The 25,013-nt window shown below is 59.4% G+C and carries 24 protein-coding genes and 2 pseudogenes; 18 read left to right on the forward strand and 8 right to left on the reverse strand.

The genetic code is table 11. The features are described 5' to 3' along the window. Window positions 1-156 precede the first annotated feature (156 nt). The 7 genes and pseudogenes from LB536_RS04780 to LB536_RS04810 all read left to right on the forward strand — a co-directional run bounded on the left by LB536_RS04780 (window position 157) and on the right by LB536_RS04810 (window position 9,253). Entirely contained in the window at window positions 157-1,887 is a 1,731-nt protein-coding gene (locus LB536_RS04780; protein WP_224590290.1) for a RimK family alpha-L-glutamate ligase, read from the forward strand. Window positions 1,888-1,927: 40 nt separating this feature from the next. After that, on the forward strand, window positions 1,928-3,472 hold the full coding sequence (locus LB536_RS04785; RefSeq protein WP_224590291.1) for a hypothetical protein: 1,545 nt from the start codon (window positions 1,928-1,930) through the stop codon (window positions 3,470-3,472). Window positions 3,473-3,513: 41 nt separating this feature from the next. Then, window positions 3,514-4,938, forward strand: a complete 1,425-nt coding sequence (locus LB536_RS04790; protein WP_224590292.1) for a pyridoxal phosphate-dependent decarboxylase family protein — start codon at window positions 3,514-3,516, stop codon at window positions 4,936-4,938. A gap of 160 nt (window positions 4,939-5,098) precedes the next feature. Continuing rightward, window positions 5,099-5,287, forward strand: a pseudogene (locus LB536_RS04795) (transposase); the annotation flags it as partial. Window positions 5,288-5,599: 312 nt separating this feature from the next. Beyond that, on the forward strand, window positions 5,600-6,619 hold the full coding sequence (locus LB536_RS04800; RefSeq protein WP_140813246.1) for a sugar ABC transporter substrate-binding protein: 1,020 nt from the start codon (window positions 5,600-5,602) through the stop codon (window positions 6,617-6,619). A gap of 74 nt (window positions 6,620-6,693) precedes the next feature. Next, window positions 6,694-8,214, forward strand: coding sequence for a sugar ABC transporter ATP-binding protein (locus LB536_RS04805; RefSeq protein ID WP_411966530.1), 1,521 nt, complete (start codon window positions 6,694-6,696; stop codon window positions 8,212-8,214). Window positions 8,215-8,233: 19 nt separating this feature from the next. After that, window positions 8,234-9,253, forward strand: a complete 1,020-nt coding sequence (locus LB536_RS04810; protein ID WP_224590293.1) for an ABC transporter permease — start codon at window positions 8,234-8,236, stop codon at window positions 9,251-9,253. Window positions 9,254-9,781: 528 nt separating this feature from the next. On the opposite strand, the gene LB536_RS04815 is transcribed toward LB536_RS04810, so the two are convergent. The 4 genes from LB536_RS04815 to LB536_RS04830 form a co-directional block, all read right to left on the reverse strand. Beyond that, the gene (locus LB536_RS04815) at window positions 9,782-10,843 is read right to left on the reverse strand and encodes a tyrosine-type recombinase/integrase (protein WP_224590294.1); all 1,062 of its coding nucleotides are present in this window, start codon (window positions 10,841-10,843) and stop codon (window positions 9,782-9,784) included. Between the two features lie 298 nt (window positions 10,844-11,141). After that, entirely contained in the window at window positions 11,142-11,450 is a 309-nt protein-coding gene (locus tag LB536_RS04820) for a GlsB/YeaQ/YmgE family stress response membrane protein (protein WP_224590295.1), read from the reverse strand. A 13-nt stretch (window positions 11,451-11,463) separates the two neighbouring features. Further along, window positions 11,464-11,769: a hypothetical protein gene (locus LB536_RS04825; RefSeq protein ID WP_224590296.1), complete on the reverse strand. Its 306-nt coding sequence runs from the start codon at window positions 11,767-11,769 to the stop codon at window positions 11,464-11,466. 241 nt (window positions 11,770-12,010) lie between these two features. Beyond that, on the reverse strand, window positions 12,011-12,265 hold the full coding sequence (locus LB536_RS04830) for a hypothetical protein (protein WP_224590297.1): 255 nt from the start codon (window positions 12,263-12,265) through the stop codon (window positions 12,011-12,013). Between the two features lie 591 nt (window positions 12,266-12,856). Between LB536_RS04830 and LB536_RS04835 the strand changes: the two genes are divergently transcribed. From LB536_RS04835 to LB536_RS04845, 3 genes are all read left to right on the forward strand, one after another. Further along, a complete protein-coding gene (locus LB536_RS04835) occupies window positions 12,857-13,138 on the forward strand; it encodes a hypothetical protein (protein ID WP_140765750.1) in 282 nt (93 codons plus the stop codon). A 220-nt stretch (window positions 13,139-13,358) separates the two neighbouring features. Further along, window positions 13,359-13,757, forward strand: a complete 399-nt coding sequence (locus LB536_RS04840) for an aminotransferase class III-fold pyridoxal phosphate-dependent enzyme (protein ID WP_224590298.1) — start codon at window positions 13,359-13,361, stop codon at window positions 13,755-13,757. After that, window positions 13,757-14,143: a hypothetical protein gene (locus LB536_RS04845; protein WP_210243085.1), complete on the forward strand. Its 387-nt coding sequence runs from the start codon at window positions 13,757-13,759 to the stop codon at window positions 14,141-14,143. The genes LB536_RS04840 and LB536_RS04845 overlap by 1 nt, the downstream gene beginning before the upstream one ends. A gap of 113 nt (window positions 14,144-14,256) precedes the next feature. Here LB536_RS04845 and LB536_RS04850 read toward each other — a convergent pair whose 3' ends face one another. Both LB536_RS04850 and LB536_RS04855 read right to left on the reverse strand, forming a co-directional pair. Then, window positions 14,257-14,526: a conjugal transfer protein TraD gene (locus LB536_RS04850; RefSeq protein ID WP_224590299.1), complete on the reverse strand. Its 270-nt coding sequence runs from the start codon at window positions 14,524-14,526 to the stop codon at window positions 14,257-14,259. Next, window positions 14,513-14,839, reverse strand: a complete 327-nt coding sequence (locus tag LB536_RS04855; RefSeq protein ID WP_224590300.1) for a conjugal transfer protein TraD — start codon at window positions 14,837-14,839, stop codon at window positions 14,513-14,515. Before LB536_RS04855 ends, LB536_RS04850 begins: the two co-directional genes overlap by 14 nt. A 172-nt stretch (window positions 14,840-15,011) precedes the next feature. On the opposite strand from LB536_RS04855, the gene traA reads away from it, so the two are divergent. Further along, a complete protein-coding gene (gene traA, locus LB536_RS04860; protein WP_224590301.1) occupies window positions 15,012-18,059 on the forward strand; it encodes a Ti-type conjugative transfer relaxase TraA in 3,048 nt (1,015 codons plus the stop codon). Window positions 18,060-18,186: 127 nt separating this feature from the next. Next, complete coding sequence (locus LB536_RS04865; protein ID WP_140765742.1) at window positions 18,187-18,390, forward strand: helix-turn-helix transcriptional regulator; 204 nt, start codon at window positions 18,187-18,189, stop codon at window positions 18,388-18,390. Here the strand turns inward: LB536_RS04865 and LB536_RS04870 are convergent. Further along, complete coding sequence (locus LB536_RS04870; RefSeq protein ID WP_224590302.1) at window positions 18,381-18,611, reverse strand: multiprotein-bridging factor 1 family protein; 231 nt, start codon at window positions 18,609-18,611, stop codon at window positions 18,381-18,383. The two genes, LB536_RS04865 and LB536_RS04870, sit on opposite strands and share 10 nt — an antisense overlap. A gap of 166 nt (window positions 18,612-18,777) precedes the next feature. On the opposite strand from LB536_RS04870, the gene LB536_RS04875 reads away from it, so the two are divergent. From LB536_RS04875 to LB536_RS04885, 3 genes are all read left to right on the forward strand, one after another. Continuing rightward, complete coding sequence (locus LB536_RS04875; protein ID WP_224590303.1) at window positions 18,778-19,041, forward strand: hypothetical protein; 264 nt, start codon at window positions 18,778-18,780, stop codon at window positions 19,039-19,041. A gap of 695 nt (window positions 19,042-19,736) precedes the next feature. Further along, window positions 19,737-19,979: a DUF982 domain-containing protein gene (locus tag LB536_RS04880; RefSeq protein ID WP_224590362.1), complete on the forward strand. Its 243-nt coding sequence runs from the start codon at window positions 19,737-19,739 to the stop codon at window positions 19,977-19,979. A 79-nt stretch (window positions 19,980-20,058) separates the two neighbouring features. Beyond that, window positions 20,059-20,448, forward strand: a complete 390-nt coding sequence (locus tag LB536_RS04885; RefSeq protein WP_140765738.1) for a response regulator — start codon at window positions 20,059-20,061, stop codon at window positions 20,446-20,448. Window positions 20,449-21,863: 1,415 nt separating this feature from the next. Here LB536_RS04885 and LB536_RS04890 read toward each other — a convergent pair. Next, window positions 21,864-22,097, reverse strand: a complete 234-nt coding sequence (locus LB536_RS04890) for a helix-turn-helix domain-containing protein (protein WP_140765736.1) — start codon at window positions 22,095-22,097, stop codon at window positions 21,864-21,866. A 102-nt stretch (window positions 22,098-22,199) separates the two neighbouring features. On the opposite strand from LB536_RS04890, the gene LB536_RS04895 reads away from it, so the two are divergent. The 3 genes and pseudogenes from LB536_RS04895 to LB536_RS04905 all read left to right on the forward strand — a co-directional run. Then, on the forward strand, window positions 22,200-22,799 hold the full coding sequence (locus tag LB536_RS04895; RefSeq protein WP_224590304.1) for a hypothetical protein: 600 nt from the start codon (window positions 22,200-22,202) through the stop codon (window positions 22,797-22,799). A 91-nt stretch (window positions 22,800-22,890) separates the two neighbouring features. After that, entirely contained in the window at window positions 22,891-23,121 is a 231-nt protein-coding gene (locus tag LB536_RS04900; RefSeq protein ID WP_181178849.1) for a hypothetical protein, read from the forward strand. A 78-nt stretch (window positions 23,122-23,199) separates the two neighbouring features. Next, window positions 23,200-24,270 (forward strand): annotated as a pseudogene (locus LB536_RS04905) (recombinase family protein); the annotation flags it as partial. Between the last annotated feature and the right edge of the window lie 743 nt (window positions 24,271-25,013).

Consider the following 25,013-nt stretch of genomic DNA (forward strand, 5'->3'; position numbering starts at 1 on the left):
GACTATGTCCGATCAAACATACGGGAGCGTTGCCGGGGTATTACAAATCCGTAAGGCCCGTTTGCCTGCATGCACAAGGCTCGCACAAGCGCTGAGAGCAACAATCCGCCATCGTGTTGGGCAACGGAGTCGAGGCCGGGACGGCCGCACCACCGCGTGACGGAAGGGCTTGAGACTTTGAAAAGCGCGGTAGCCAAGGCACAGATGTCGGAAAATTCGAACCTCATCCTGGGTAAGGCCCCCATAGTCCGCGCCGTCTTTGAAGGAAGGGATATTTCCCCAATATGGGACGGGCTGTTCGCGCGCGTTTCTGCTGATCTCAACGATGCCGCCGCGTTCCTGGACGTATCGATCCTTCTCCACGCAATCGGAGAGGAAGACAAGGCTGTCATCAGCCAGAAGGCCGCGCTCGAGATCAGTCGACAATACCGGATACGCAACGGACAAGGCACAGGACCGAACGTCCTTGTTTTCGTGACAGCCGGCGACTTCATGGCGAACACGCCGATTGAATTTCTGCTGGAGGGCTCCGACGCGAACCTGCTGCTCCACTACGTCGACGCCGACACCGCGGACCTGAACGATGTTCCCGAGCATGATGTCGCCTTCGTGGCCGTCGGAGAGTCCGCGGTAAATCTTCCAGTACTGGAAAACCTTCACCGGCTGCTGCGCGGCTGGTCCGGCCCCATAATGAACAACGCGCCACGTCTCATCATGGCCCTGTCCAGGGACGGGGTCGCGGAGGCGTTGAAGCATGAGCCTTCGATCCTTGCCCCGCCCCTAGCGCGCGCTGATCGGGCGCTGATCAAGAGGCTGGCTTCGGGGGAAATCGAGGTTGACGCAATCCTCGCGGCGGCCGCGTTTCCTGTGATTGTCCGCCCGGTCGGCACGCATGCCGGCAAGGGAATGGAGAAGATCTCCACGCGACCGGAACTCTCCGCCTATCTGAATTCGCAGGACGAGAGCGAATTCTACATCACGCCGTTCATCGACTACAGCGGGACGGACCGCAAATTCCGCAAGCAGCGCGTCGCGTTCATCAACGGGCGGCCCTATGCCAGCCATCTCGCGGTCTCCGAGCATTGGATGGTTCACTACCTCAACGCCGGCATGACTCAGCACGAAGACAGGCGCGCCGAGGAAGCGTTGTGGATGGCAAACTTCGACAACGATTTCGCGGTACGTCACGCTCGTGCATTCGATGCTCTTCATCGACTTCTCGGGCTGGACTACTTCGCCATCGATTGCGCCGAACTCGCAGATGGCCGTCTGCTGGTGTTCGAAGCCGATGTCGCGATGATCGTTCATTCCATGGATTGGGAGAGCATCTTCCCCTACAAGAAAAGCGCCATGCGCAAGCTCTTCGCGGCATTCGAAGGCGCACTGGCACGGCGCGTGGCGCGGACGACGTCCACGCCAGCGATCGAATGCGCCCATACAGGAAAACCTGCGATCTATCAGAGAACTGATGACGACTGCCTGGTCTGTGTCCTGGCGATGCTCACGGGCCGAACCTACGAACAAGTCGAGGAAATCGCACGAAGCTGCGATCCCGCATACCCGCTCGGCGGACCGATGAGCCATTCCATCATGCGGGGCGTGGCCAACAAGTGCGGTTTCGTTCTTCTGAGCAGTATCTACATGCTCTGGGCCAAACCCGCGATCATAGGCGTGGTTTCACCGACCGTTCCAAACACCGGCCATGCGGTTTTTTGGGACGGCGAGAAGATCATCGACCCGGGTTTTTGCGAACGCGTCGATCGATCCTATGTCGACCGATGCGGGTTGGAGTTCACTCAGCGGGCGAGCGATCTCGAACCGTTGATCAGTCATGACGCCAAGATCTCTTACCTGGCCGGTGCCGTGGCGGTCAGTGAACCGCTTTAACCGAAACCAGTTCGCTATCGCCCCGACTACGGAGAACGTCATGCCTGCAATTCAGCTTGGTATCCCGCAGGTGCCGGCGAATCCGACCTCGGAAATGGGTGGGTGGGATCGCGAGCTCCATTCGCCGGCCTCCCTTTCATTCCTGCTCGGGACAGGTGGCGACAGGCGCATCTGGCCGGATGCAATCACACGGCGCAATCGTTATGGAACGCGCACGACTTCGGCGGACGATGAGATCTCATTCTCGTCGACAACGGCCAGCAACGCCTCTCGGGAGGGGTTGATGGCGGCCGGGGTCGAGCTGCGACGCCTCATTGATATCGAGTCACGTTCGCCTGTCGCATCCGATCGATGGTTCGGTGACATTCGAGAGCGAATTGTTTCCGATCTTGGCTGTACGGGAGCGCAAGTCATTCTCGCCGCTTCCGGGACGGATGCGGAGCTTCTCGCGCTCTGCACGATTGCAGGCCTCTCCAGGCGCCCCTTGACCAATTTGCTTGTTGCACCTGACGAAACAGGAAATGGGGTTCCACGGGCGGCGGCAGGGCGGCATTACTCGGATTTGACGGCACTCGGTAGCGCAGTCGAGACTGGTGCTCCCCTTGAAGGGCTGTCACCGGGCCGCATTGAAGTGCGTACGATTGCCATCCGCGACGAGAAAGGCAAGCCTCGACATCAGCATGAAATCGATGCCGACATCATCGCCACCGTCGAACTGGAGCTCAAGCTAGATCGAGATGTCCTTGTCCATGTGCTCGACACATCGAAAACCGGCTTGCCGGCCGTGACCCGACAAGCCGCGCGCCACGCCGCGGCTCTTGCCCCAGGTCGGGTGCGGGTTATCGTCGATGCCTGCCAGTTCCGTGGCTCAATTTCCCAACTGAGGCAGGATCTGGAAGACGGTTTCGTAGTGGCTGTGACGGGATCCAAGTTCATCGCCGGGCCCCCTTTTTCCGGCGCACTTCTCATCCCCGCGGGATTGGCCGGAGATATTGCGGCAGGTTCCGATATTCCGGCAGGCCTGGCGGAATATACCGCGGCTCAAGACTGGCCGGCGACCCTTCGCCAACGGATGACCTTCGCGTTCAAGTCGGAATTGAATCTGGGCCTGGGTTTACGGTGGGTCGCTGCGTTGGCTCATCTTGACCCCTATGCAGAGATCGATGAACCCCGGCAACACCTCGTCAAGGAACAGTTTGTTCGCCTGGTTCGCTCACGAACTGGCCCGCTCAGCGGTATTTCCCTGCATCAGGATGATGACGGCGACCATCTCGGCTCACGGGCAATGGTCCCGCTGACCGTCACAAATAGCGCGGGCTCCTTCGCTTCGTTCGAGGAGTGCCAAACCATTCAGGTGCTGATGCGCGGTCTCAACGAGGGCCCGATCTGCCACGTCGGGCAAGCCGTGCGTGTCGGTCCGCGCACGGTGTTGCGCGTCGCGGCCTCCGCCCACGATGTGATCAGCGTCTCGAAGAGGATGTCGGCGGGCCAGTCGTTGCATCAGGCGTTCGGTCCGATCGAATCAAGGCTCGATGCATTCTTCGAGAAACTATCTGCTGTCCTCCGACATCCGCTGGATGCTTGATGTCGCGGTCCATTGAGCAGAAACGCCCAGCAGGAAAAGGTGTGGCCGAGACCTCCACCAGCCTTGATCCATCGAACTGGGAGCAGTTTCGCGAGGTAGCGCACGGCTTGCTGGACGACATGATCGCCCACATCGAAACGATCAGGCAGAAGCCGGTATGGCAGCGACCGACCGATGAAACGCGCGAGAGGTTTGACCGCCCGCTACCGAACGGTCCTCGCGAATTGGGCGATGTCCTGGACGATGTGCGCAAGCACATCATGCCATTTGCGACCGGCAACCTGCATCCGTTGTTCATGGGATGGGTTCATGGTGCTGGTACGCCGATCGGAATGTTGGCGGAAATCGTCGCGGGCGGGCTGAACATGAACTGCGGCGGCCGCGACCATGCTGGCCTGGCGGTTGAACAACAGATCGTGCGCTGGATGAGCGAAGCCCTTGGCTACCCCACCGGCGCGAGCGGATTGTTTCTCACCGGCTCTTCGATGGCAAACTTCGTCGCGGTGACGATCGCCAGGAACGAAGCGTTGGGTCAGTCCGTTCGGGAGACCGGCCTGGGGAACTGCGACCGCCAGCTCGTCGCTTATGCGTCCAGAGAGGCTCATTCCTGCATCGCGCAGGCAATGCAATTGTCCGGGATCGGATCGGCAAATCTGAGGACCGTCGCGGTTGACGACGCCGGAAGGATGCTGCCTGACGCACTGTGCGCAGGCATCAGGGAGGACCGGGCGAAGGGACTTTTGCCATTTTTGGTCGTAGGGACCGCGGGTACTGTAAACACCGGGGCTATCGACCCACTTGCGGAAATCGCCAATATCGCGTCCGCGGAAAAACTCTGGTTTCATGTCGATGGAGCTATTGGCGCACTCGGCGTGTTGTCAGATTCCCTGCGCGGTTTGTTCAAAGGCATCGAAAAGTCGGCATCGGTGGCCCTCGACTTTCACAAGTGGGGTCAGGTTCCTTATGATGCCGGATTCCTGCTGGTGCGGGATGGCGATGCCCAGAAGCGTACATTCGTGCAGCCTACCGCCTATCTACAGCGGGGCGAACGCGGGCTGGCCGCAGGCGAAACCTGGCCTTGCGATCTAGGTCCAGACTTGTCGCGCGGATTCCGCGCGTTGAAAACATGGATGACAATCGAGGCGCTTGGAACGGTTCGCATAGGAGAGTCGATCGCACACACCTGCATGCTCGCACATTACCTCGCGGAGCGCCTGACGAGTTGCCCTGCTTTCGAGCTGAAGGCGCCAGTGGCCCTTAACATCGTCTGCTTCGGCATTCGTGGGGCCAACGCCGAGTTTGTCCGCAATTTGGTCATGAACCTGCAAGAATCCGGCTTGGCTTCGCCCTCATGGACAACCATCAACGGCGAGCCAGTGGTGCGTTGCGCTATTGTCAATCACCGAACAACTAGAGCCGACATTGACGAATTCGTGGGATTTATCGCCAAATACTGCGCCTACTAATTTGGTCGTGTCCCATCAAGTGGTGTAGCTGGCGGTTACGAAGCCGCTCGCGAGCGCGTCGTTAGTAGCGCTGTAGCGAGTGAGCGGGGTGTCGGTGGTCATCGGCGTTTTCCGGTAGGGTTTGGTTGTTGACGCCAACCCCATTTCGGAAGGACCACCGATGACCGACGACATGATGAACCTGCGCACGCTCGTGGAGAAGACCCCGGATGCCGATCTGCTGCGCGAGATGATCGGCTTTGCCGCCGAGCGGCTGATGGAAATGGAGGTGGGCGCGGCCACCGGCGCCGGCTATGGCGAGAAGAACCCGCTGCGGCTCGCCCAGCGCAACGGCTACCGCGACCGGGACACGATCCGACCCGGACGGCCATGCTTTCGTGATAGCCACTCCAAACGCATGAATCTCACCCCCGAAGCACACAGGTTGCCTCGGGTCCTGGAGGCTGCCGAGGCACATGCCACGGTTCGGCGGTGGGCTGTCCGGATGCATCACTTGTTTATGGTTGTCGGTTCCGGGACGCGCCAGGGCTCTGACGTCGAACGCCAATCTCTGAATTCCGCGACGAGTCGAGCGACGTTGTCTCGGAACCTTGACCGCAACATCGGCGGGGCCATAATGCCTCCACGGGTCGCATTTCCATGACCCGTACTGGGAGGAATTATGAAAAACACAATAGACGACGATCGACGTAATTTTCTGACAGCAGCGGCTGTTGGCGGCGCCGCTGCTCTTCTGGGCGGCGTCGGGATCAGCCAGGCCCGCGCCGCCGCCGCTGCCTCAGGCCGTTCCGAAAAGTCGCTCAAGGCAGCGTTCTCGAACGCCGGACTTCAGGCGACTTGGTGCGCCCAGGGCAAGGCGGCGGCGGAATACTGGGGCAAACTGTTCAACGTTGAGGTGACTTGGTTCGACGGCGAACTCGATGCGGTAAAGCAGCGCGCGGCGATCGACAACATGGCTTCCCAGAAATGGGACTTCGTGGCGATCCAGGCGTTTGGCATCGGCACGCTGGTGCAGCCGGTGCAAAAGATGATCGACGCCGGGATCCCGGTCATCGACATGGACACGCTGATTGCGCCACTCGACAAGATCAATGTGCACAGCTTCATCGCGCCGGATAATGAGTTCATGGGATCATCGGTGACACAGGCGCTCATCACCGCCATTGGCGGCAAGGGCAAGGTCATCACCACGCAGGGCGCGCTCGGCCACACGGGTGCTCAAGGGCGAAACCGGGGCTTCGAATCCGTCGTCAAGCAGCATCCCGACATCGAAGTTCTGGAAAACCAGCCGGCCGACTGGGACGTCACCAAGGTGGCGCGGCTATGGGAGACCTATCTTACGAAATATCCGCAGATCGACGCGGCTTATTTCCACAATGACGACATGGCGCTTGCGGCGTACAACGTCATGAAGGCCCATAACCGGACCAACATCAAGATCGGCGGTTGCGACGCCATGCCCCCTGCAATAGCCGCCGTTGCCGAAGGTCGCATGCACGCCACCGTGCGCAATCCATCCTGCCGTATTCATGGCGGCGCCATTGTCGCCGGCGTCGCCGCCGTGACAGGTGGCGAGAAGTCGGGCGAAGGAATCCCGAAAAGCGTTGTAGCCGACGGTCCCGTGGTTACCAAGGAAAATGCCGCCGGCATGCAATGGATGGAAGACCATTTCCTGATCTGATCTTCGTCCCAAATGGCTGGCGGATCATTCGCCAGCCATTCGCCCAGCCACTAGACAATCGCCACGCGGACAGCATGAACGCTCAAACTGAAGCCGCCTTGCAAGAGGTCGCGCCACGCCTTCGCATGGATGGGATATCGAAATCCTTCGGCGGCGTGGTCGCGCTTCACGATGTGGATTTCGTGTTGCGCGCCGGCGAGATCCATGGGCTCGTTGGGGAAAACGGCGCCGGCAAATCGACCCTGATGAAGATCATCGCCGGTGTGCACGCCGAATATAACGGCCGCATGTTCATCGACGGAGAGCAGGTCCATTTCCGCTCGACCCGAGACGCGCTTGCGGCCGGCATCGGCATGGTGCATCAGGAACTGAGCGTCGTTCCCGATCTCACCGTCGCTGAAAACGTGTTCCTCGGCAAACAGCCGACGAAGGGAGGGCTGATCGATTGGCCCGGCATGGTGTCCGCAGCCCGGCAACAACTCGCCAGCCTAGGCATTGAGGTCGATCCCCGTGCGTCGATGGGGTCGTTGTCGATTGGCCTTCAGCAGCTAGTTGAACTCGCACGCGTGCTCTTCTCGGGGGCGCGGATCATCATACTAGACGAGCCTACTTCGGCGCTGTCACCCCCTGAGGTGCATCGCCTGTTCGAGGTGCTTCGCAGTGTTCGTGCAAGCGGCCGCAGCATCGTCTTCATTTCCCATTTTCTCGACGACATCCTTTCGGTTTCGGACACGGTGACCGTCTTCCGGAATGGCCGCCGTGTCGTCACAGAAGCCGCGGCCTCGATCGACAAAGGCTGGGTTATCGAACGTATGATCGGCAGCGGTCACGAGGAGCTGGAGGAAAGCTATACCGGCGCCATCGCCCTCAACAGCAAGTCCGAGGCGCCCGTCGTCCTTTCAGCGAGAAATCTTACGGTAGGAGGCGCGGTCGCCGATGTGTCCCTCGATGCGCGGGCCGGCGAGATTCTCGGCATCTACGGCTTTATGGGGTGCGGCCAAGTCGAACTGGCGCGGACACTGTTCGGCAAGCTCAAGCCGAGCACCGGGATGTTGGCCATCGAGGGCGCGGCGAAACGTTTCCGCAACACGGCGCACGCTCGTCGCGCGGGAATAGCCTTCGTTCCGGAGAGCCGGCGTTCCATGCTGTTTTACCAGGAACCGGTCTATAAGAATGTCTCGATCAGCGTGCTTGGCCGCATCTCGCGCCTCTGGTTGAACCTGGCAGTGGAACGCGAGATCGCCAGCCGCCAAGTCGAACTGCTGAATATCCGTCCGCCGAATGTGATGGCGCTGCTCTCCAGTCTTTCCGGCGGCAACCAGCAGAAGGTCGCGCTGGCGAAATGGCTGACATACACCCCTAAGGTGTTGATCTTGAGCGAGCCGACCCGAGGCATGGATGTTGGCGCCAAAGACGATGTCGTGAAGATAGTGCGTGCGTTGCGCGACCAGGGCCTTGCTGTCATCGTTGTCTCGGCCGAGCCCGAAACCGTCCTGTCGCTCGCCGACCGTATCATCGTCATGAAGAAAGGCCGGATCGTGCGCGAGTTCGCCGGCGAAACGATCAGCAAGGACCGGCTACTCGACGCCGCTTGAGGAAGAACGCCCTATGATCATGCCAGTTCAAGAAACCTTGAAAGGGTCGCAGTCGCGGGCTGGCGCCTTCCTGCGCAACCGGATGCGCAACATTGCGCCGTTCGCCACGCTGATCATCCTGCTCGCGTTCTTCAGCATCGCCAGCCCATCTTTCCTCAGCGTCGACAACGGGGTCAACGTACTGACGCAGATTTCCGTCACGGGCGTCATCGCGGTGGGGCTCACTTTTGTCATCCTCTGCGCCGAGATAGATCTTTCGGTGGCGGCTATCGCCAATGCCACCGGCATTGCCGTTGCTTATTTCACAATGCAGGAATCATACGTCAACATTCCCAACATTCCCCTGCCAGGCTATGCGGCGATCGGGTTGGCGCTGCTCATCTGCGCCTTCCTGGGCCTGGTCAACGCCTTTGGCACGACGCTGATTGGAATTCCCTCGTTCATCATGACACTGGCCATGATGCAGATCGGCGCTGGCATTTGCGCGCTTTTGGTGCGCGGCCAGATCGCCTATGCCGTTCCCGATCTGGTTACGATGATGGGTTCCGGCACGATAGCCGGATTTCCTTGGATCATCATCGTGCTCGGCGTATTCTTGCTGGTCGGTCATATTGTTTTGACCTACACGCGCTTCGGCCGATATATCTACATGGTCGGTGGCAACCGCGAAGCGGCGGAATATTCCGGTGTCAACGTCAAACTGGTCTTAGGCGCGGTGATGGTCATTTCAGCGGTCTGTTCCGGTGTCGCCGGGATGATTGGCGTGGCGCATTTCGGCAGCGCCCAGCAGAACGAGTTCGACGGATATCTGCTCGACGCCATCGCAGCGGTGGTGGTCGGTGGCACCAGCCTCTTTGGCGGCCGTGGCGGGATTGGCAACACGATCATCGGCCTGTGCATACTCGGCGTCCTCAACAATGGCCTCGATCACGTCCAGATCGACAGTTTTTTGAAAATCCTCATCCGGGGGATCATTCTGCTCGTCGCGCTGATCATCAATGTCTATGTGCAGAATCTACGTTATCGGGAACGCGTCTGATGCCCAGCGGTTACTAAGGGGCCAGACTGCGGCTTCCCGGCACTGGCTCTTGCGACAGATTTGGGCTTTTCACCGGCCGAAGTTTAGATGGCAACTCGTGTGCGCTGCGTGCGCTCAGCCGTCATGGCGAAAGGCATCGCATTACCGCGTGCGTTCCTGTGCACTCGGTGCGACTTGAAGTCCAGCGACGCCTCGGCGCTGCTGCAGTAGAGTTGCTATTTGCCGTACCGCTGCTCCAGCGCTTCGGCAATGTGTGCGCAAAGCATCTCCCCGGTAGTCTCGGCACGCGCCGCGCTATGGGGAGGAGAGTATTGCTGGCGGCATGATCCGGTGGTGAAGATCGTCGCCCGCAATGAGGCTTGCCGGCGAACAGACTGGACCCGCCCTACACATCCAGCCTGAGAAAAAAAGAGCCGTTGAGGCTGTCTTTGAAGCGGCATGTCGTAACCGCAGCAATCGATGGGCATGCGCTTTCTTACCCGCTCGAGATAGCAGTCTTTGCTGAGCAACCAACCTCACTTTCGCCAACTACGCTGCCCTCGCTGCTTGGATGGTATGAAGCATCTCCGGTCTTAGATGCGTGTAGCGCCGTAGCATCTTCCAATCTTTGTGCCCTGTGACCAGCGCGACCTGTTCAATTGTAAACCCAGCTTCGAACAGGCGGCTCGTTCCTTCGTGCCGCAAGTCGTGAAAATGAAGGTCGTGGATGTTCAGCTCTGCGCACCCTCGACGGAAGGCAGTGCCTACTGACTTATGATTAAATGGGAAAATTCGATCATCGTCATTGCTGCGCCTTCCCCGCTGCTCCTCGACAATGGCCCATGCATCGTATCCAGATGCCGCAAACAGCGGTATGCGCTGATTGTTACCGTTCTTGTTTCGAGGGTCCTTCCTGTCGCGGACAAGGAGCATCCGCGTGCGAGATTCCAAATCGGACCAACGCGCTTTGCAGATTTCTTCCTGGCGCATCGCGGTTGCGACGGCGAACCGAATGATCTGGCTAATCGGTACAATTTGGCGAGGGTTTGCGTCGAAGTGACCGATGAGCCTGTCGAGTTCATCCTGCGTCGGGCGCCTATCGCGCTGCTGGCCTTTGCCAACGAGACCGGGCCTCGTTAGGGCGACGCGCGCGAAATCAACCGGTTCGACCTTGACGGGCAGGCCGTGGACCGCAGCGGCGTGAGTCAGAACAAGTTTTATAAAGCCGATGTCGATACCGACGGTCATCGGTCCGGCACCCTGGGCGGCCCGGTCGCGACCAAAACGAATGAGCCGTTCGCGATCGAGAGCCGCGATGTTGCACTTCCCCAGATGCCGTCGGAGCATATCGGGGGCCGCGGCCTTGGAGCGGCGAGGGGACTTGCCTACATCGCACATGTCGTCGATATGAAGGTCGATGAGATCGCCGAACGTTTTCAGGCGCGCTATACGGGACTTGGTCGGCGTCTCACCGCGATCGACTTGGCGCTCGGTTTCGGTCGCCCAGCGCCGTGCGTCGTCTCGGCGCAGGAAGGTCTCGCTGACGTAGCGACCTTTGCGACGGACTTGGACACGCCAGGAACCGGACGAGAGCTTTGTGTAGGTGGCCATTTTTTCGTGTGCGCTCCGTGTGCACTGAGAGATCGAAACGTGACGAAAAGGGTCGTATTCTGGCGTAAATTTGTGTGCACTCGGTAGGTTCTAACAATTTGATGCTAAACGAAAAATGCTGAAAAATCAAGAGCATAGAGTGGCCGTGGCCCCGATGAAGGATGAGGTTGATCCGCAGGGTGGCTGGTATTCGACAACCGATGCTGAGTGATGCGGAGCTATACGGTGCAGTCGCGATTTGGCGTGAGCTTCTCGGCTGGAATATCGACGGTATGACATGGAAGGCCGATTCCGTGGGCTACCACCACCGACGGCCAAATCGGCCACTCCATGCGCTGCCGAAACGACCGCCGCCAGCAGCCAACCGGATGATGAGGAGAAGCACAATCGCGCCGACGGTGGCGTTTACTATCAAGCTGATCGTTCCAGTCCCAAGATGGATGCCTAAGCGAGGTAGCAGCCAATCACCGATGAACGCGCCGATGATCCCGATTGCTATGTCAGCGATCAGACCAAAGCCGGCCCCCCGCACGATCTTTCCAGCCAACCATCCGGCGATAAGGCCGACCACCAATATGACAATGATGCTCTGGTTCGACAGATACATGGTGTGACCCTCCCTAGTAGCTCGGCGCGTCAATCAGCGGCCGCATCCCTTTCGGCCGCCTGTATTTCTTCACCAGTTTGACCGTGTTGGTGTCGACCGTGACGCGTCCAAGCGCCTGCACTGTGACACGGCCTAACTCCTCGTCGACGTAAACGACCTCGCCGTCGAACCTAAGCTTGTCGCCCGACTTGGCGATCGGATTGATGATCGAATAGGGATGCAGGGCCGTCCGGACAATCAAGGTGACGCGATCCTCGATCCGCTTGCCTGCCGTGGCGCTGATCCCCACGGTGTCATCGATTTTGATTTCCCGCACCATGATTATGATTCTGGCGCAGTGAACCTCATCGTCAAGAGATTGCTAACATGGGTGACGGATCATATCAGGTCGGCTCGAGGCTCCAGGCAATCAGTCCAACAAGCGCGTTCCTCACAATACTGATTGGTCGGACGATACGAACGGCGGCTTTCCTAGATGCGCGCGATATCAGTGTCGAGGTCTTCCAACCAACGCGAACTGGTCGGGATCGAGTTGCTCGGAGTTGCGGCCGAACTCCCCGTCACGGCTCTCGACGACAGCCGCCATGTCGCGATGCTGTCAAACTCGATTCCGACGGCGCTCCGCCAGCACTAGTTCTCGGCATGGCTAAAGACAACAGTCCGTTGTCCTTGCGGACCTCAACGGATACAGCCCCATCGTCGCCTCTTCGAGTTTGGAACATGGCCATTGCATGATCCTTCGCCACCTTCTCAGCGTCAAAGGTCACCTTGTCGATGATGCCTTTTCGCCCATACCAAATGACGGTGTAGGCCATTGAAGATCCCATGCTTGCACTAAGCATATAGGAGTTTGGGCCGGATCGCGACAACGGGTTTTGCCCCCTCAAAATTCGAACTGAGACACTACCGCCAAGCCGGGCAGTTTGCAGGGTTCCCATTTTTACAGTGAGAAGCGCAAGGCTCTCGCTCCGTGGTGATGCCTGCATACCATCCGGCTACAGAAATGACGACATCCCGACGGACGTGGAACATTCCGCTGTTGCTTGCAGTGGGCTTTTCGACGCGGCGAGGGCACCCTAGAGCTATAGCTAAGCTTCAGGAAAGTTTCGTGATCAGGGTTATGGTCGGCCGGCGCTCATTGGGCGGGGGGCTTGGGGTCTAAAACGAGCGCCGGCCGGTGGCGTTCCGATAGGTCCGCCGCGCGGCAAATGTAGCGTCCGACGAATGGGCGTCAAGCGGCGTGATCATGGAGGAGCCCTCTTGTTTAGTTTGTCCTCTCGCATGCGCGCCTTTCTTGGATGACGGCCGAATACGCGGCACGTTGCCAACGTGTGTGCGTTGGAACTGAGTTGGGAGATGACGTTTTCCCGTGATGGTCATTTTCAATGACCTGTACGGAGGATCAAATGAACATAAAGATGCTCACCATGGGCGCGCTGACGGTTGTGATGATGACTGGTTCAGCACTCGCCGCTAGCAACACATCCGCTCTCGACGATCCTGCCAAGATGTCCCCGTTCTTCACCGATGCAGGCATGAAAACGTTGAGGTCGGAGAAGGATTTCAAGACCGCTTGGATGTCCATGAAGCCCGATGAAAAGAAGGCCGTGTTGAAAGACTGTGGCGATACCACACTTAACAAGTCGCACGCCGATTTCTGCGCAATGGCGAAGAAGATGGGTGGCTAAGGCCAGCCTGCGCAAACACGGACAAATGAAGGCTAGCTGTTTGTCCCCCTTCACGTGGTACATTGAACGGCCCTATCAGGAATCGAAACGTCAGTGTCTCTCTATCGGATAACCCCGATCGGCAATGTCCCGCCGATCGGCCCGTCAAAGATGGGGATCAGCTACAACCAGCTGAAGACAGCCAGCCCGCTGTCTTCAGCTTCTTCAATGTCAGCCCGAGATGGACCGTCAGTCGGTTAAAATTAGTGGCAATAGGCATAGGATCCACAATTCACATCGGCGCTGGACTGATAACATTTGCAGTCGCAATGGCTCAGATATTGAGCGCCTTCCGGGCAACAGGCATTCGCAGATCCGTCGCCAAGGGCGTCGGCACGGCATCCCACTCCGGGCGGTGATCGCCAAGCGCGCCGTCGCGAAGTCCGTGGCCGACAAGTTCCTGTTTCATACCTACGGCGCCAATCCGGTCGCCTGTGCCGCTGGACGCGCCGTGCTCAAGGTGATGCGCGAGGAGCGGCTACAGGAGAACGCCGCCACGGTCGGCAGCGCGCTGAAGGAAAGGCTGCAGCTCCTCAGGAAGGAATTCCCGTTGATCGGTGACATAAGGGGACAGGCCTGATGCTAGGCATCGAGCTGGTGAAGGACCGCACAAGCAAGGAACCGGCGCCTGAGGCAACGCTGCAGGTCTGTGAAGAGACCCGGCGCCACGGCCTTGTCGCCAGCCGCTCGGGCCCCTATCGCTACGTCATCAGAATGTGCCCGCCGCTCTGCCTGTCGATGGCAGATCTCGACACATGGTCGACGGCTTCGCGCGCAGCTTCCGGACGGCGGCACCCTCATCACCCGATCTCGGCGTTCGATGGTTCGCTCAATCTCAATGGGCCGAGAGCACCGGCGCCAAATGACCATCCGAGTGAATGTCATCGGAGAGCTATCGCTCCTTTTTGGGAAACCGTCTCTGAGCAGGTCGCGTGCGCAACGGCAGCTTTTTCAGAAATGCCTTGATAGCGGAGTGTTCGCAGACGGCCCCAATTGAGACATTCCACATCTCTAAACGCAACGTCGTCCGCTGGCGAGGCTACGGTGCGCGGGGTTTCGCGCCGCCCGCCACTCGCCAACTATCGTTGCGTTGGCTGGCCCTTTTGCTTCTCATGCTGTTCTGCATTGAACGCCTGCTCTCCCTTCGCGATCCATAGATCCCGCGCATGCTCACCTTCATGGCTCTGGAGCTTGGCGGCGATCCAGACCATCGCTCCATAGATGATGGCGCGATCGTCGTTGGTCAGCTCCACGATACGTGCCTTGACGACGAGTCCACCGAGTTCAATCAACTGACGGGTGCGCTTGCGGCGCTCGACTTGCCAGCTGCGCATGTCATGCCGAGCCATTGCCGCTTGCCGGCGATTGTAGGCTGCCTTGTTGCAGTGGAGCGCTACGTCGGTGGCTTTCAGATGCCGGAGCAGTTCGCTTGGGCCGGCTCTCAAAAAACGTCACCCCACGCTTAGCCCATGCCTCACGCTTTGCAGCGTCTTTCGTTTCAGCGATTGCAACCAGCGCGCCGGCCAGTTCCTCGGTGCTGAGTTGATCGGCGCCGGTGGCGATCACCAGCTCGCCGAGTTGCTGCACCTTTCGCGTTCTGAGCTCTCGCGCCTTTTCTTCCAGTGCCTTCAGTTCGGCGTCAAAGTCCCGTGGTTTGCGCATGGCTGTCTCCATCGGTTGTCGATATGGCGATGATAGGGAAGCGTCAGCCGGAAGGCTTCAGGGTTGCCGGGACAGTCCGGGACCGGCTGGTCCATCCCGAGATTTTTTCGAGGGAGGGCGCGCTTATACGTCGTGCCGACGTGCGCTTTGACGTGCAAATGATCTGGTCGCGATGGCGATCTATCATCTTCACGTCAAGGTCATTGGCCGCAAGGCAGGGAGCAGCGCTGTGGCGTCCGCCGCGTACCGCTCGGCATCGCGGCTGCGCGACGAGCGGATCGAACGTACGCATGATTTCTCGGCCAAGCGTGGCGTCGTGCATTCCGGGGTCATGCTGCCGGAGACTGCACCCGAAGCCTGGAGCGACCGCGAACGGCTGTGGAACGATGTCGAAGCCTTCGAAGTGCGCAAGGACGCGCAACTGGCCCGGGAGGTGGAGTTTGCCCTCCCACGTGAACTCAGCCAGGCGCAAGGCATCGAACTGGCGTGCGACTTCGTGCAAGCCGAGTTTGTCAGCCGAGGCATGGTCGCCGATGTCAATGTGCATTGGGACAGGGCAGAGGATGGAAGTCCTAAACCGCATGCCCATGTCATGCTCACCATGCGGTCGGTCGATGAGAACGGTTTCGGGGCGAAGGTTCGAGACTGGAACCAGACCGAGATGGTCGAGCGCTGGCGCGAGCGTTGGGCGGAGCTTGCCAATGAGCGCCTTGCCGAACTCGACATCGACGCCCGCATCGATCATCGCAGTCTGGAAGCGCAGGGCATTGCGTTGGAGCCGCAGACGCAGATTGGCGCGTCGGCCCAGCGCATCGAGGGCAGTGGCCTTGAGGTTGGCGACATTGAAGCAGATCGCGCCGAACTGCATCGCGAGATCGCGCGCAACAATGGCGCGCGCATCGTTGCGGATCCATCCGTGGCGCTGGTGGCAATCACGCATCAGCAGTCGACCTTTACGCGCCGCGACATCGCGAAGTTCGCGCATCGGCACAGCGACGGGCTCGAGCAGTTCAACCAGGTGATGGACGCGATCGGCAGCGCACCCGATCTGGTCGAACTCGGCAAGGACGGACGCGGCGAAGATCGCTTCACCACGCGGCAGATGATCGAGACCGAACAGCGCCTTCACCGCGCGGCGGAGCGTATCGATTTGGACGATCGACACGCGGTGAGTGGCGCACATCGCGAGGTAGCTCTGGCGCGGGCTGCGCAACGCGGGCTCGTCCTGTCGAGCGAGCAAACAGATGCTCTGGATCACATCACCGACGGCCGCGGTCTTGGTGTCGTCGTCGGTTTTGCCGGCACGGGCAAGAGCGCCATGCTGGGCGTTGCGCGTCAGGCATGGGCAGCAGCGGGCTATGAGGTTCGAGGCGCGGCACTCTCCGGCATTGCGGCCGAGAATCTCGAAAGCGGGTCGGGGATCATGTCTCGCACCATCGCCAGCATGGAACACAGTTGGGGACAAGGTCGCGATCTGCTCACCAAACGCGATGTCCTGGTGATCGACGAGGCCGGCATGATCGGCACGCGCCAGTTGGAGCGCGTGCTTTCCCATGCCGCCAACGTTGGCGCGAAGATTGTCCTCGTAGGCGATCCGCAGCAGCTGCAGGCGATCGAGGCCGGCGCTGCGTTCCGTTCGATTCATGAGCGGCATGGTGGCGTCGAGATCGGCCAGGTGCGCCGGCAGCGCGAGGACTGGCAGCGAGATGCCACGCGCGACCTGGCAACCGGCAGGATCGGCGCTGCGATCAGCGCCTTTGACGCGCAAGGCATGGTGCATCAGGCTGCGTCACGCGACGACGCGCGAGCTGAACTCGTCGACTGCTGGGATCGCGACAGGCAGGCAGAGCCAGAGGCAAGCCGGATCATTCTCACGCACACAAACGACGAGGTGCGCGCGCTCAACCAGGCAGCACGCGAGCGCATGCGCGCTGCCGGCGATCTCGGCGACGATGTTCAGGTGGATGTCGAACGCGGTGCAAGGACCTTTGCCAGTGGCGACCGCATCATGTTCCTGCGCAACGAGCGCGGTCTCGGCGTCAAGAACGGAACGCTTGGAGTGATCGAAGAGGTCGGTGCGCAAAGCATGGCCGTGCGCACTGACGACGGCAGGGCGGTGCGCTTCGAATTCAAAGACTATGCCCACATCGACCACGGTTATGCCGCGACCATCCACAAGGCACAGGGCATGACCGTCGACCGGACCCATGTCCTGGCGACGCCGGGCATGGATGCACACGGCAGTTATGTGGCTCTGTCGCGGCATCGAGATGGCACGGACCTGCATTACGCGAGCGATGACTTCGCCACGCGGGACCGGCTGGTCCGTACACTGTCACGCGACCGCGCGAAGGATATGGCATCCGACTATGAGCAAATCGACCCGGCGCAGAGCTATGCCGAGCGGCGTGGCATCACCTTCCGCCAGCGTGTGGTCGAGATCGTGCGCCGGATTGTTCCGGAAAAGCTACGCGACCGGATCGACGGGCTGCTCGACGGGTTGCGCTCGCCTGGAGACGCCGAGCCCAGCCAGGACCGTGGCCGAAGACCGGGAAGGGGAGACGGTGGAAGGCAATACGGCGATCCCGGCCCCGTGCCAGGAATAGAAACTTCCACCAGAGGCGCGCAGCGCGATACGGATGCATCGGTGGACGCGGAAGCGGCGTTGCGCAACGCTCGCACGAAGGCCCTTGTGCGACACGCGCGCGCGATCGACGTGATCCTTCGCAGCGGAACTGCCGACGGGCAGGGCAGTCCGGAGCAGATGCGCGAACTGAAGGACGCCCGCAGCGCGTTCGAGAAGGTTCGGCCTCATGGCTGGCGCGATGCCGAAGCAGCCTACGTCAAGAATCCCGAGCTGGTCCGTGAAGCGGGAGCCGGCCGCGTCAACCGCGTCGTGCTGGCTCTCCAGCTTGAAACGGAAATCCGCACCGGACTGGACACCGATCCGGGTCGCCGCGCAGACCGTTTCGTGGAACGCTGGCAAAAGCTCGACCGAACGAGCCAGGTCCAATATCAGGCCGGCGACATGTCGGGCTACAGATCAACGCGCTCGGCTATGTCGGAAATGGCAAAGAGCCTCGAGCGCGATCCTCAGCTTGAATCCCTGCTTGCCAATCATAAAAAAGCGCTTGGTATCCAAGTCGAATCCGGCCGGCGCCTTGGTGTGGAACTCGCATTCAGCCACGGCATCGGCAGAGGCCGTGGCCTTGGACTCTGAGCCCTCCGATTTGCCGCCGTTTCCACGCTCCAGATCGATGAGAGGACAAATCGGATTGCGCGCGGACTTGGTCGTCCTGTCTGGTTTCAGCAGGTGCCAAATGCTCTCAAGGAAAGGCAAAGCAGCCATGCCTGAACCGGATCGTATCATTCGCCTTCGGACCGTCCTCGCGCGGACCGGCTTGTCCCGCTCAACGATGTACCGGAAAATCGCCGAAGGCACGTTCCCGGCTCAGATCAAGATCAGCACAAACGGGGCGGGTTGGAGAGAATCCGATATCAATCGGTGGGTCGGCAATCCGGCTGCATGGCGAATTGAGCGTCAGGTCTGACTGCGAGACGAACGAACACCAGGGCCACCGCCATTCTCTGGAATAAACTCGATCCCAGCGGCTTCAAATGTGGTCCGGAGGGCGGAAATGGTAGCGTCCTTGAGTTTTTCTCCCCGTTCAAACCGAGCGACAGTATCTGGTGAGACGCCGGCATTGCGAGCCAAGTCTCTCGTCCCCCAACCGAGGGCAACCCGCGCCATCTTGCACTGAACGATGTTCATTTCGCAACATCGATACGATTTTCGTTGATCTGCTTCGCTCAAGGCCCCCAGCATGCCGCCCAGGCTTCCTTCGCTTCCGAGCGTGCCGACGTTCAGCCGGGATTAACGTGCCCTACATTCGACAGACGCTATAGGAGACCGGCAGGTCCTAACAAAGGGCAAGTCAATGAAAGCTGCCGGTGAAATAGCAACTACCGTCATTGTTCTTATCCTCGGAATGGTCGTAGGACTTCCGACGGGTCTAGTTATAACTGCCACTCTGGCAGACAAATTCGGCACCTTTGAGTTAGGCAAGGCGCTGGGAGAACTTGCCGTTGGCGGCATTTTCGGCGCAATTGTAGGTGGCGTAATCGCCTTGTTCATCTTGAGCCGAATGAGAGGCGGCCCGGATAATCAGGGATCAAGTCAGGATTGGCGAAACGAACGCTAGAGAACCAATTTGCGTAGCATGCGCGGTAAGATGAGGGGGTACGGGGGGAAGTCGCGCGTGCCAGTGATCCAATCACCCGCTCAGAAATTTCCATCAAATATTCTGACCCGTTTTGGTACGATTTCGCCTCTTGATTTTTTCAGAAAATGACCCCACGAATCGCCGCCTGGGGTAGGAGGCGATCATGGGTACTCAGATATCCGGTCTTCGGTCACACTCCGCTCAGGACGTCATCCATGCAGTGTTGAAGGACGCCCCCGTGGGCAGTGTCGTCTCCGTTAAAGCGACCCTCGAAGCTGTTCGTAGGAAGTGTCCTCAGCTAGCCCAGACTGACTGTGAGCTGATCGAGTTGATGATCAGTATCGCAACCGTGGATGACGTGTTCCTGGTGTTCGATCTTCGCGAGTCAAGTGCGGTCACTGATAAATTTCAACCAAATACTGACGCCTCTGGAACACTCTAGACCAAGTTAAGTTATGAGCGAGGACAGATCGGGACCTCCTCATGACTGCAATCTTTCTGATTGATCGGACGGTATGGCCTCGGCTCATCACTTCGAAAGACTTCCAAACGCAGCTCCGGAGGCTCTTGGGCTTGACCGTAGAGTTGTCTATTCCTGCGCCATTCGGGGCTCTACTGGAGTAACTTAACAAGGCCGAGGTCGCCCACGAACTTGCAACCAAAAGGAAGCCGCCATCTCCCTCCATTGGTTCTCCTCAGCGGTAACCGTATCGACCAGCCAGGCCGGCGTCAGGTTCCAAGTCAGCAACACCGAGGCTGCCACTGCAGAACTCATGAAGTGGACCAAACGTGGCCCTCACTGGAACCGAGCGGTGCGCGTGTGCATGGCATCACTTGCCGATCAGGCGACACCTCAGGAGGTCCGAAGGTGCTTCCGGCTGGCTGCCAAGGAGGAGGGGGTGCTGCTACCTGAGTAACAAATGTTATTGACGCGGGGGAACAAATGCTCATGCGGCCCATTAAGCCGTGGGGAACTCCAGCAAAAACGGCACTCGCATGTCATCAGGTGTCATCCTATTGGTTGAGGATGAGGGCATTCTACTCTGGGACGTTGAACAATCCTTGGTCGAGGCGGGGTTCGAAGTCGCGTCAGCGTTTAACGCTGCCACTGCGATAGAGACGTTTGATCTTGATCCAGAGCGCATCTCGGCTGTTTTGACGGACATAAGGCTCGGGGAGGGCGCTACCGGCTGGGATATCGCCCGTCATGCAAGGGTCGCTAGGCCCACCCTTCCCATCGTCTACATGAGCGGCCATGGTGCAGACGATTGGCCGTCAGAAGGGGTGCCGAACAGCATCATGATCTCCAAGCCGTTCGTCATGGCCCAGGTTATCACTGCGCTGGCCACCTTGCTGAACTCTGCTTCCTCTCTGGGGATCTCCTGACTACCCTGGCCCCCTCGGCCACACCCTGGGGAGAACTCCAGGGGGCCTGAAGAGGACAATCAGTGCCACAGTGGAAGGGGTTCTGCGCCTCACCTATTCACACATAAGCGGCTGCCCGATATCGTGAGGACGAGTGGGGCTATCCTGATGGGGCCTGACGACGATCTGATGTCCCGGATCGAGGCTGCGCTTGTTGGTGGCCACCTCAGCCAATGGTAACGTCAATTCCTCCTCGACATGCGTGACCGTCTGGTGAATTACGGCCCACGCATGCGGCTGAGCGCGAAGCAATGGTCCAAGCTCTACGAGACCATCGGCCCCGCACCGCCAACTGCCAACGCACCATCGCAGCCGCGCGCGAAAAAGCCCCTATCGTCGCCACGCTGGCAACCGCGCCGCTGGCGAAGACCGATTGCTCGTGAGGCCCGGTACTTGGCAGCCCGGTTCGTGAGAACCTTTGGGATCGTTCTGGCATTGGTCGTCGCGCCCCTGATCTACCGTTCGTTGTCAAGGGCGGGCACGTAACTTGGCCGAGCATGCCATCCTTTGCCAGATCAGACGTAGCTGGGGACAGGGTGCCACTTGCCAGAACACAGTTCACCATTACGGACGGCGATACCATTCGGCTCAGCGGTTCTACGAAGGGTACCCGGCTGGTCGGCTTCAATGCCCCCCGAAAGCATTGAGCCAAGGTGCGAAGCGGAGGGAAACCTTGGGCGTCGTGCGAAGGCGCGCCTCCAAGAACTGGTTGCCGCCGCGAAGGTGGAGTTGAAGATGGTTCCGTGTTCTTGCCCGGCAGGGACGGAGGGCACCGACAGGTGCAACTACGGGCGAAGTTGTGGCTCACTCTTTGCCGACGGCCAAGATGTGGGCGACGTATTGGTGTTAGAAGGGTTGGCTGTGCCTTTTGCCTGCGGCTCCACATCCTGTCCGCCGACACCACGCCCTTGGTGTGGGTAGGCTGCGTTCATGATCACTTTCTCGGCGCCTTCCCGACGAACCTAACTCCTTCGTCAAGCCGACCCACGGACCCCATCTGGTGACGAATTCGGCGACGCCTCCGTCTTCACCGACGAAGGCAAGCAATTCGAGTGCGCGCTCGATTTTCGAGGACGTTGATCAAAGTTGAATCCACGTCCCGTTTCGGTTGCCGGATGCACCGCCGACCTGACCGAACCGCCGCTTCTGGTCATTAGAAAGGGTCTCCATGGATGTCGCGGACAAGGCGCAAAGCGGCCGTTTTTCACCCCTAGCCAGAACCACTCATTGCGACATCTAGCTGCGGATGGATGTGACTTCGCTGGTCGCAATTGCCGAAGGAGCAGCGCAGGTCAACGGCCACGTGCTATTTCAGCTCCAACGCCGCTTGCACAAATCCATCCCCATATCCGACCTCGTTGACTGCATTAGCCCGCCTAATGTCGGTTAATCGACGTCGACTTTTTTCTGGAGAGCAACTCCGCCACTTCGATTTCCAACGCCTTGGCGAGACGATCGGCCACATCAATGCTGGCGTTGTAGACACCTCTCTCCAGGGAACTGATGTACGTACGATCAATGTCGGCACGGTGTGCAAGCTCCTCCTGCGACAGGCCTTTGGCTAGTCGGGCCGTTCGCAAATTCCGAGCGAATACCTCACGTATCTCCATGGGTGGGAGATCAACGATTTGAAGAGTATTTCACCACGGAGTATTCTCTACAAAGATTTGTTGTGCTAGCATCCTCGCAGCTAACACGGGAGCCACAAACGGATGGTCGATCGAATGATGGCTGGAGCTCCGAATACCAATTTGCGTCGGAACGGCGGAACGCCAGCCCAGCGTCGGGAGAGCGGCAAGAGCCGGGACGCTGTTTCCGATCCGGCTATTGCGTTGTTCACGAGCTGGCAGCAGGCCCAACGCGTCTCGCTGGTGTTGTGTCGTCTGCAACAGCGTTTGGAAACACGCGTACTCGGCGCGGCGCCGCGGGAAGCGGTGGACGAGAAGATCGTCTACTCGATCGCCTATCAAGCGGAGGTCGAAGCTATGACGGCTGCCTTGAAACTTCAGGACGAACTGCCTCAAACTCCGGCGCGGTCGCTTCTTGGTGTTGTCGCTAAGCTCGAAATCATCGCCGGCGCGGATCGCGACATCGACGATCCCACCGACTTTCCCTGGCCGCATATTGCTTCGATACTTGATGACTTGAAGGAAATCACCGGGAGCCTGCCGCTGGAACGGCCAGATCGGTTGGCCATTGATGCGGATTGCAGGCGATATCGCGCGATGGCTGCCGACCTGGTCGGTCTACAGACCCAAACCGAGAATCTCGACTTGAGGCTGCGACCCGCCGTTGGGATAAAACCGGAGTAAAAAAAGAAACAACAGCGTAAATAACGGCCATTCGCCGCTGGGGCAATTTCAGCGAATCTTGTCCCGATGCAGATGTGGTCGGGACAGAACAGTGAAGGCAGCACGGCGCGCGGCAAAACGCGGCGTTAGACGCGATGCAGAGGCCGATCTGTTTTCGCGCCCGCGCGTCGTCGACGAAGCATTTCTGGAACGAACGGTCCGCTTGTTCGAGGCGCGAATGGAGCAGCCCCTGTCAACGGACGATGCCCGGCAAATCGTCGATAATCTCGGTGGCTTCTTTCGCATCCTCGCCGAATGGGACCGGATTGACCGGGGCGAATAGCCGGCGCGTCATGGCCGCTTGATCGCGGGCTCTGTCGGTCCGCAACCCGATGACCAGCGAGGGAAGGACGCACCCCAGATGAACCAGCGACTTGTCCGGATCGCCAGGCCCGCAGGCCTTGTAAAGGCGCTGCTCTACGCGCGCGTCTCCTCCAAGGAGCAGGAGAAGGAGAAGGAGAAGGAGAAGGAGAAGGAGAAGGAGAAGGAAGGCTTCTCCATCCCGGCGCAGTGCAAGCTGCTACGCGACTACGCCCTGCAACAGCGGTTCGACATCGTGCAGGAGTTTATCGACGTCGAGACGGCCAAAACCACCGGCCGGATCAACTTCACCGAAATGGTCAAATACCTACGAAAGCATCCCGGCATTGGAAGCGTCCTGGTCGAAAAGACCGACCGGCTCTATCGCAACCTGAAGGACTGGGTGACGCTTGATGAACTGGATGTGGAAATCCACCTCGCGAAAGAAGGTGTGACTCTATCGCGAGACTCGCGCTCATCTGAAAAATTCATGCACGGCATCAAGGTCTTGATGGCCAAGAACTATATCGACAACCTGTCAGAAGAAGCCCGCAAGGGGCAGATGGAGAAGGCGGAGCAGGGTATATGGCCGACAAAGGCTCCGCTGGGCTATATCAACACCACTGGGAAGGATGGCAGAAAGGTTATTGAGCCGCATCCTGACCTGGCTCCAGTCGTCACACAACTGTTCGAGCGTTACGCAACCGGCCGGTATTCGCTCAAGGCCTTGGCTAAGGCAGCCCATGGCGAGGGGCTGATTTATCCCAAGAGCGGCAACCCGGTTCCGGTCAGCACCGTGCATATGATCCTGCGCAACCGCCTCTACACCGGACTGTTCCAGTGGAACGGCAAATTGCACCACGGCAAGCACGAACCTCTCGTATCGATCGAACTATGGGAGCGCGTACAGGGCGTTCTGACAGGCCGCAATGCGGTACCGACCCACCCGATAGGAAAAGAGTTCGCCTTCACCGGCCTGATGACCTGCACCGAATGCGCCTGCGCCATCGTGGCCGAGATTAAGAAGAGCAAATACGTCTATTATCATTGCACGGGGCATACCAACAAAGGCCGGGGCGGATATGGTGATTGCCGCCGCAAATATGTCCGCGAGGAAGTGCTCGATCAGGCATTCGCCAACCTGCTCGACCGGTTGCATTTCGACGAAGAGATACTGGAATGGGTCAAGGCAGCCCTCATGGCCAGCCATGCCGACGAGCGCCGCGAGCATGAACAGGCGATCCATCGATGCCAGGTCGAGTACAAGCGGCTCGAGGATCGGCTGCACGCCATGTATCTCGACAAGCTCGATGGCCGCATCGACAACGCCTTCTACGACCGGATGTCAGCGCAGTGGCGAACCGAACAGACGCGGCTGCTTCGCGAGATAGAGCGCCATGGTAGCGCCGAGGAATCATACATGGAGGATGGTATCCAGCTGCTGGAACTGGCACGCAACGCCAGCCGACTGTTCGCGAAACAGCCTGTGCACGAGAAAAAGCGGCTCTTGAATCTCGTGCTGTCGAACGGCCAATGGGACCAAGGCGAGGTTCGCGCCGTCTTCAGGCAACCGTTTGATCTACTTGCGAAAACGGTCGCATTCTGGAGCAGTAACAGGCGCACAGCAGACCGCTGTGCCGACAGGGAGTCCAGTTTGGCTGGGGTTCCTGGAACCTTTTCGACCTTTCTGGCTCGCACCTCCGGCGAATTGCGTGCGCTTTTAGGAGGGGTCTGGATGGCCGAGCGATGCCACTGCTACGAGGTTGGCTGCGGGCACAGCATGTCGCACTCGCCCAGCTTATTGCGGTACCGACGCCACTGGGCTATTTTAGCAGTTGTGGGAACAGCATCTGCCATCCATCGCGGGTGCGACCT

Origin of the sequence: Mesorhizobium sp. ES1-3, from assembly GCF_020164795.1 — a bacterium.
GTDB lineage: Bacteria > Pseudomonadota > Alphaproteobacteria > Rhizobiales > Rhizobiaceae > Mesorhizobium.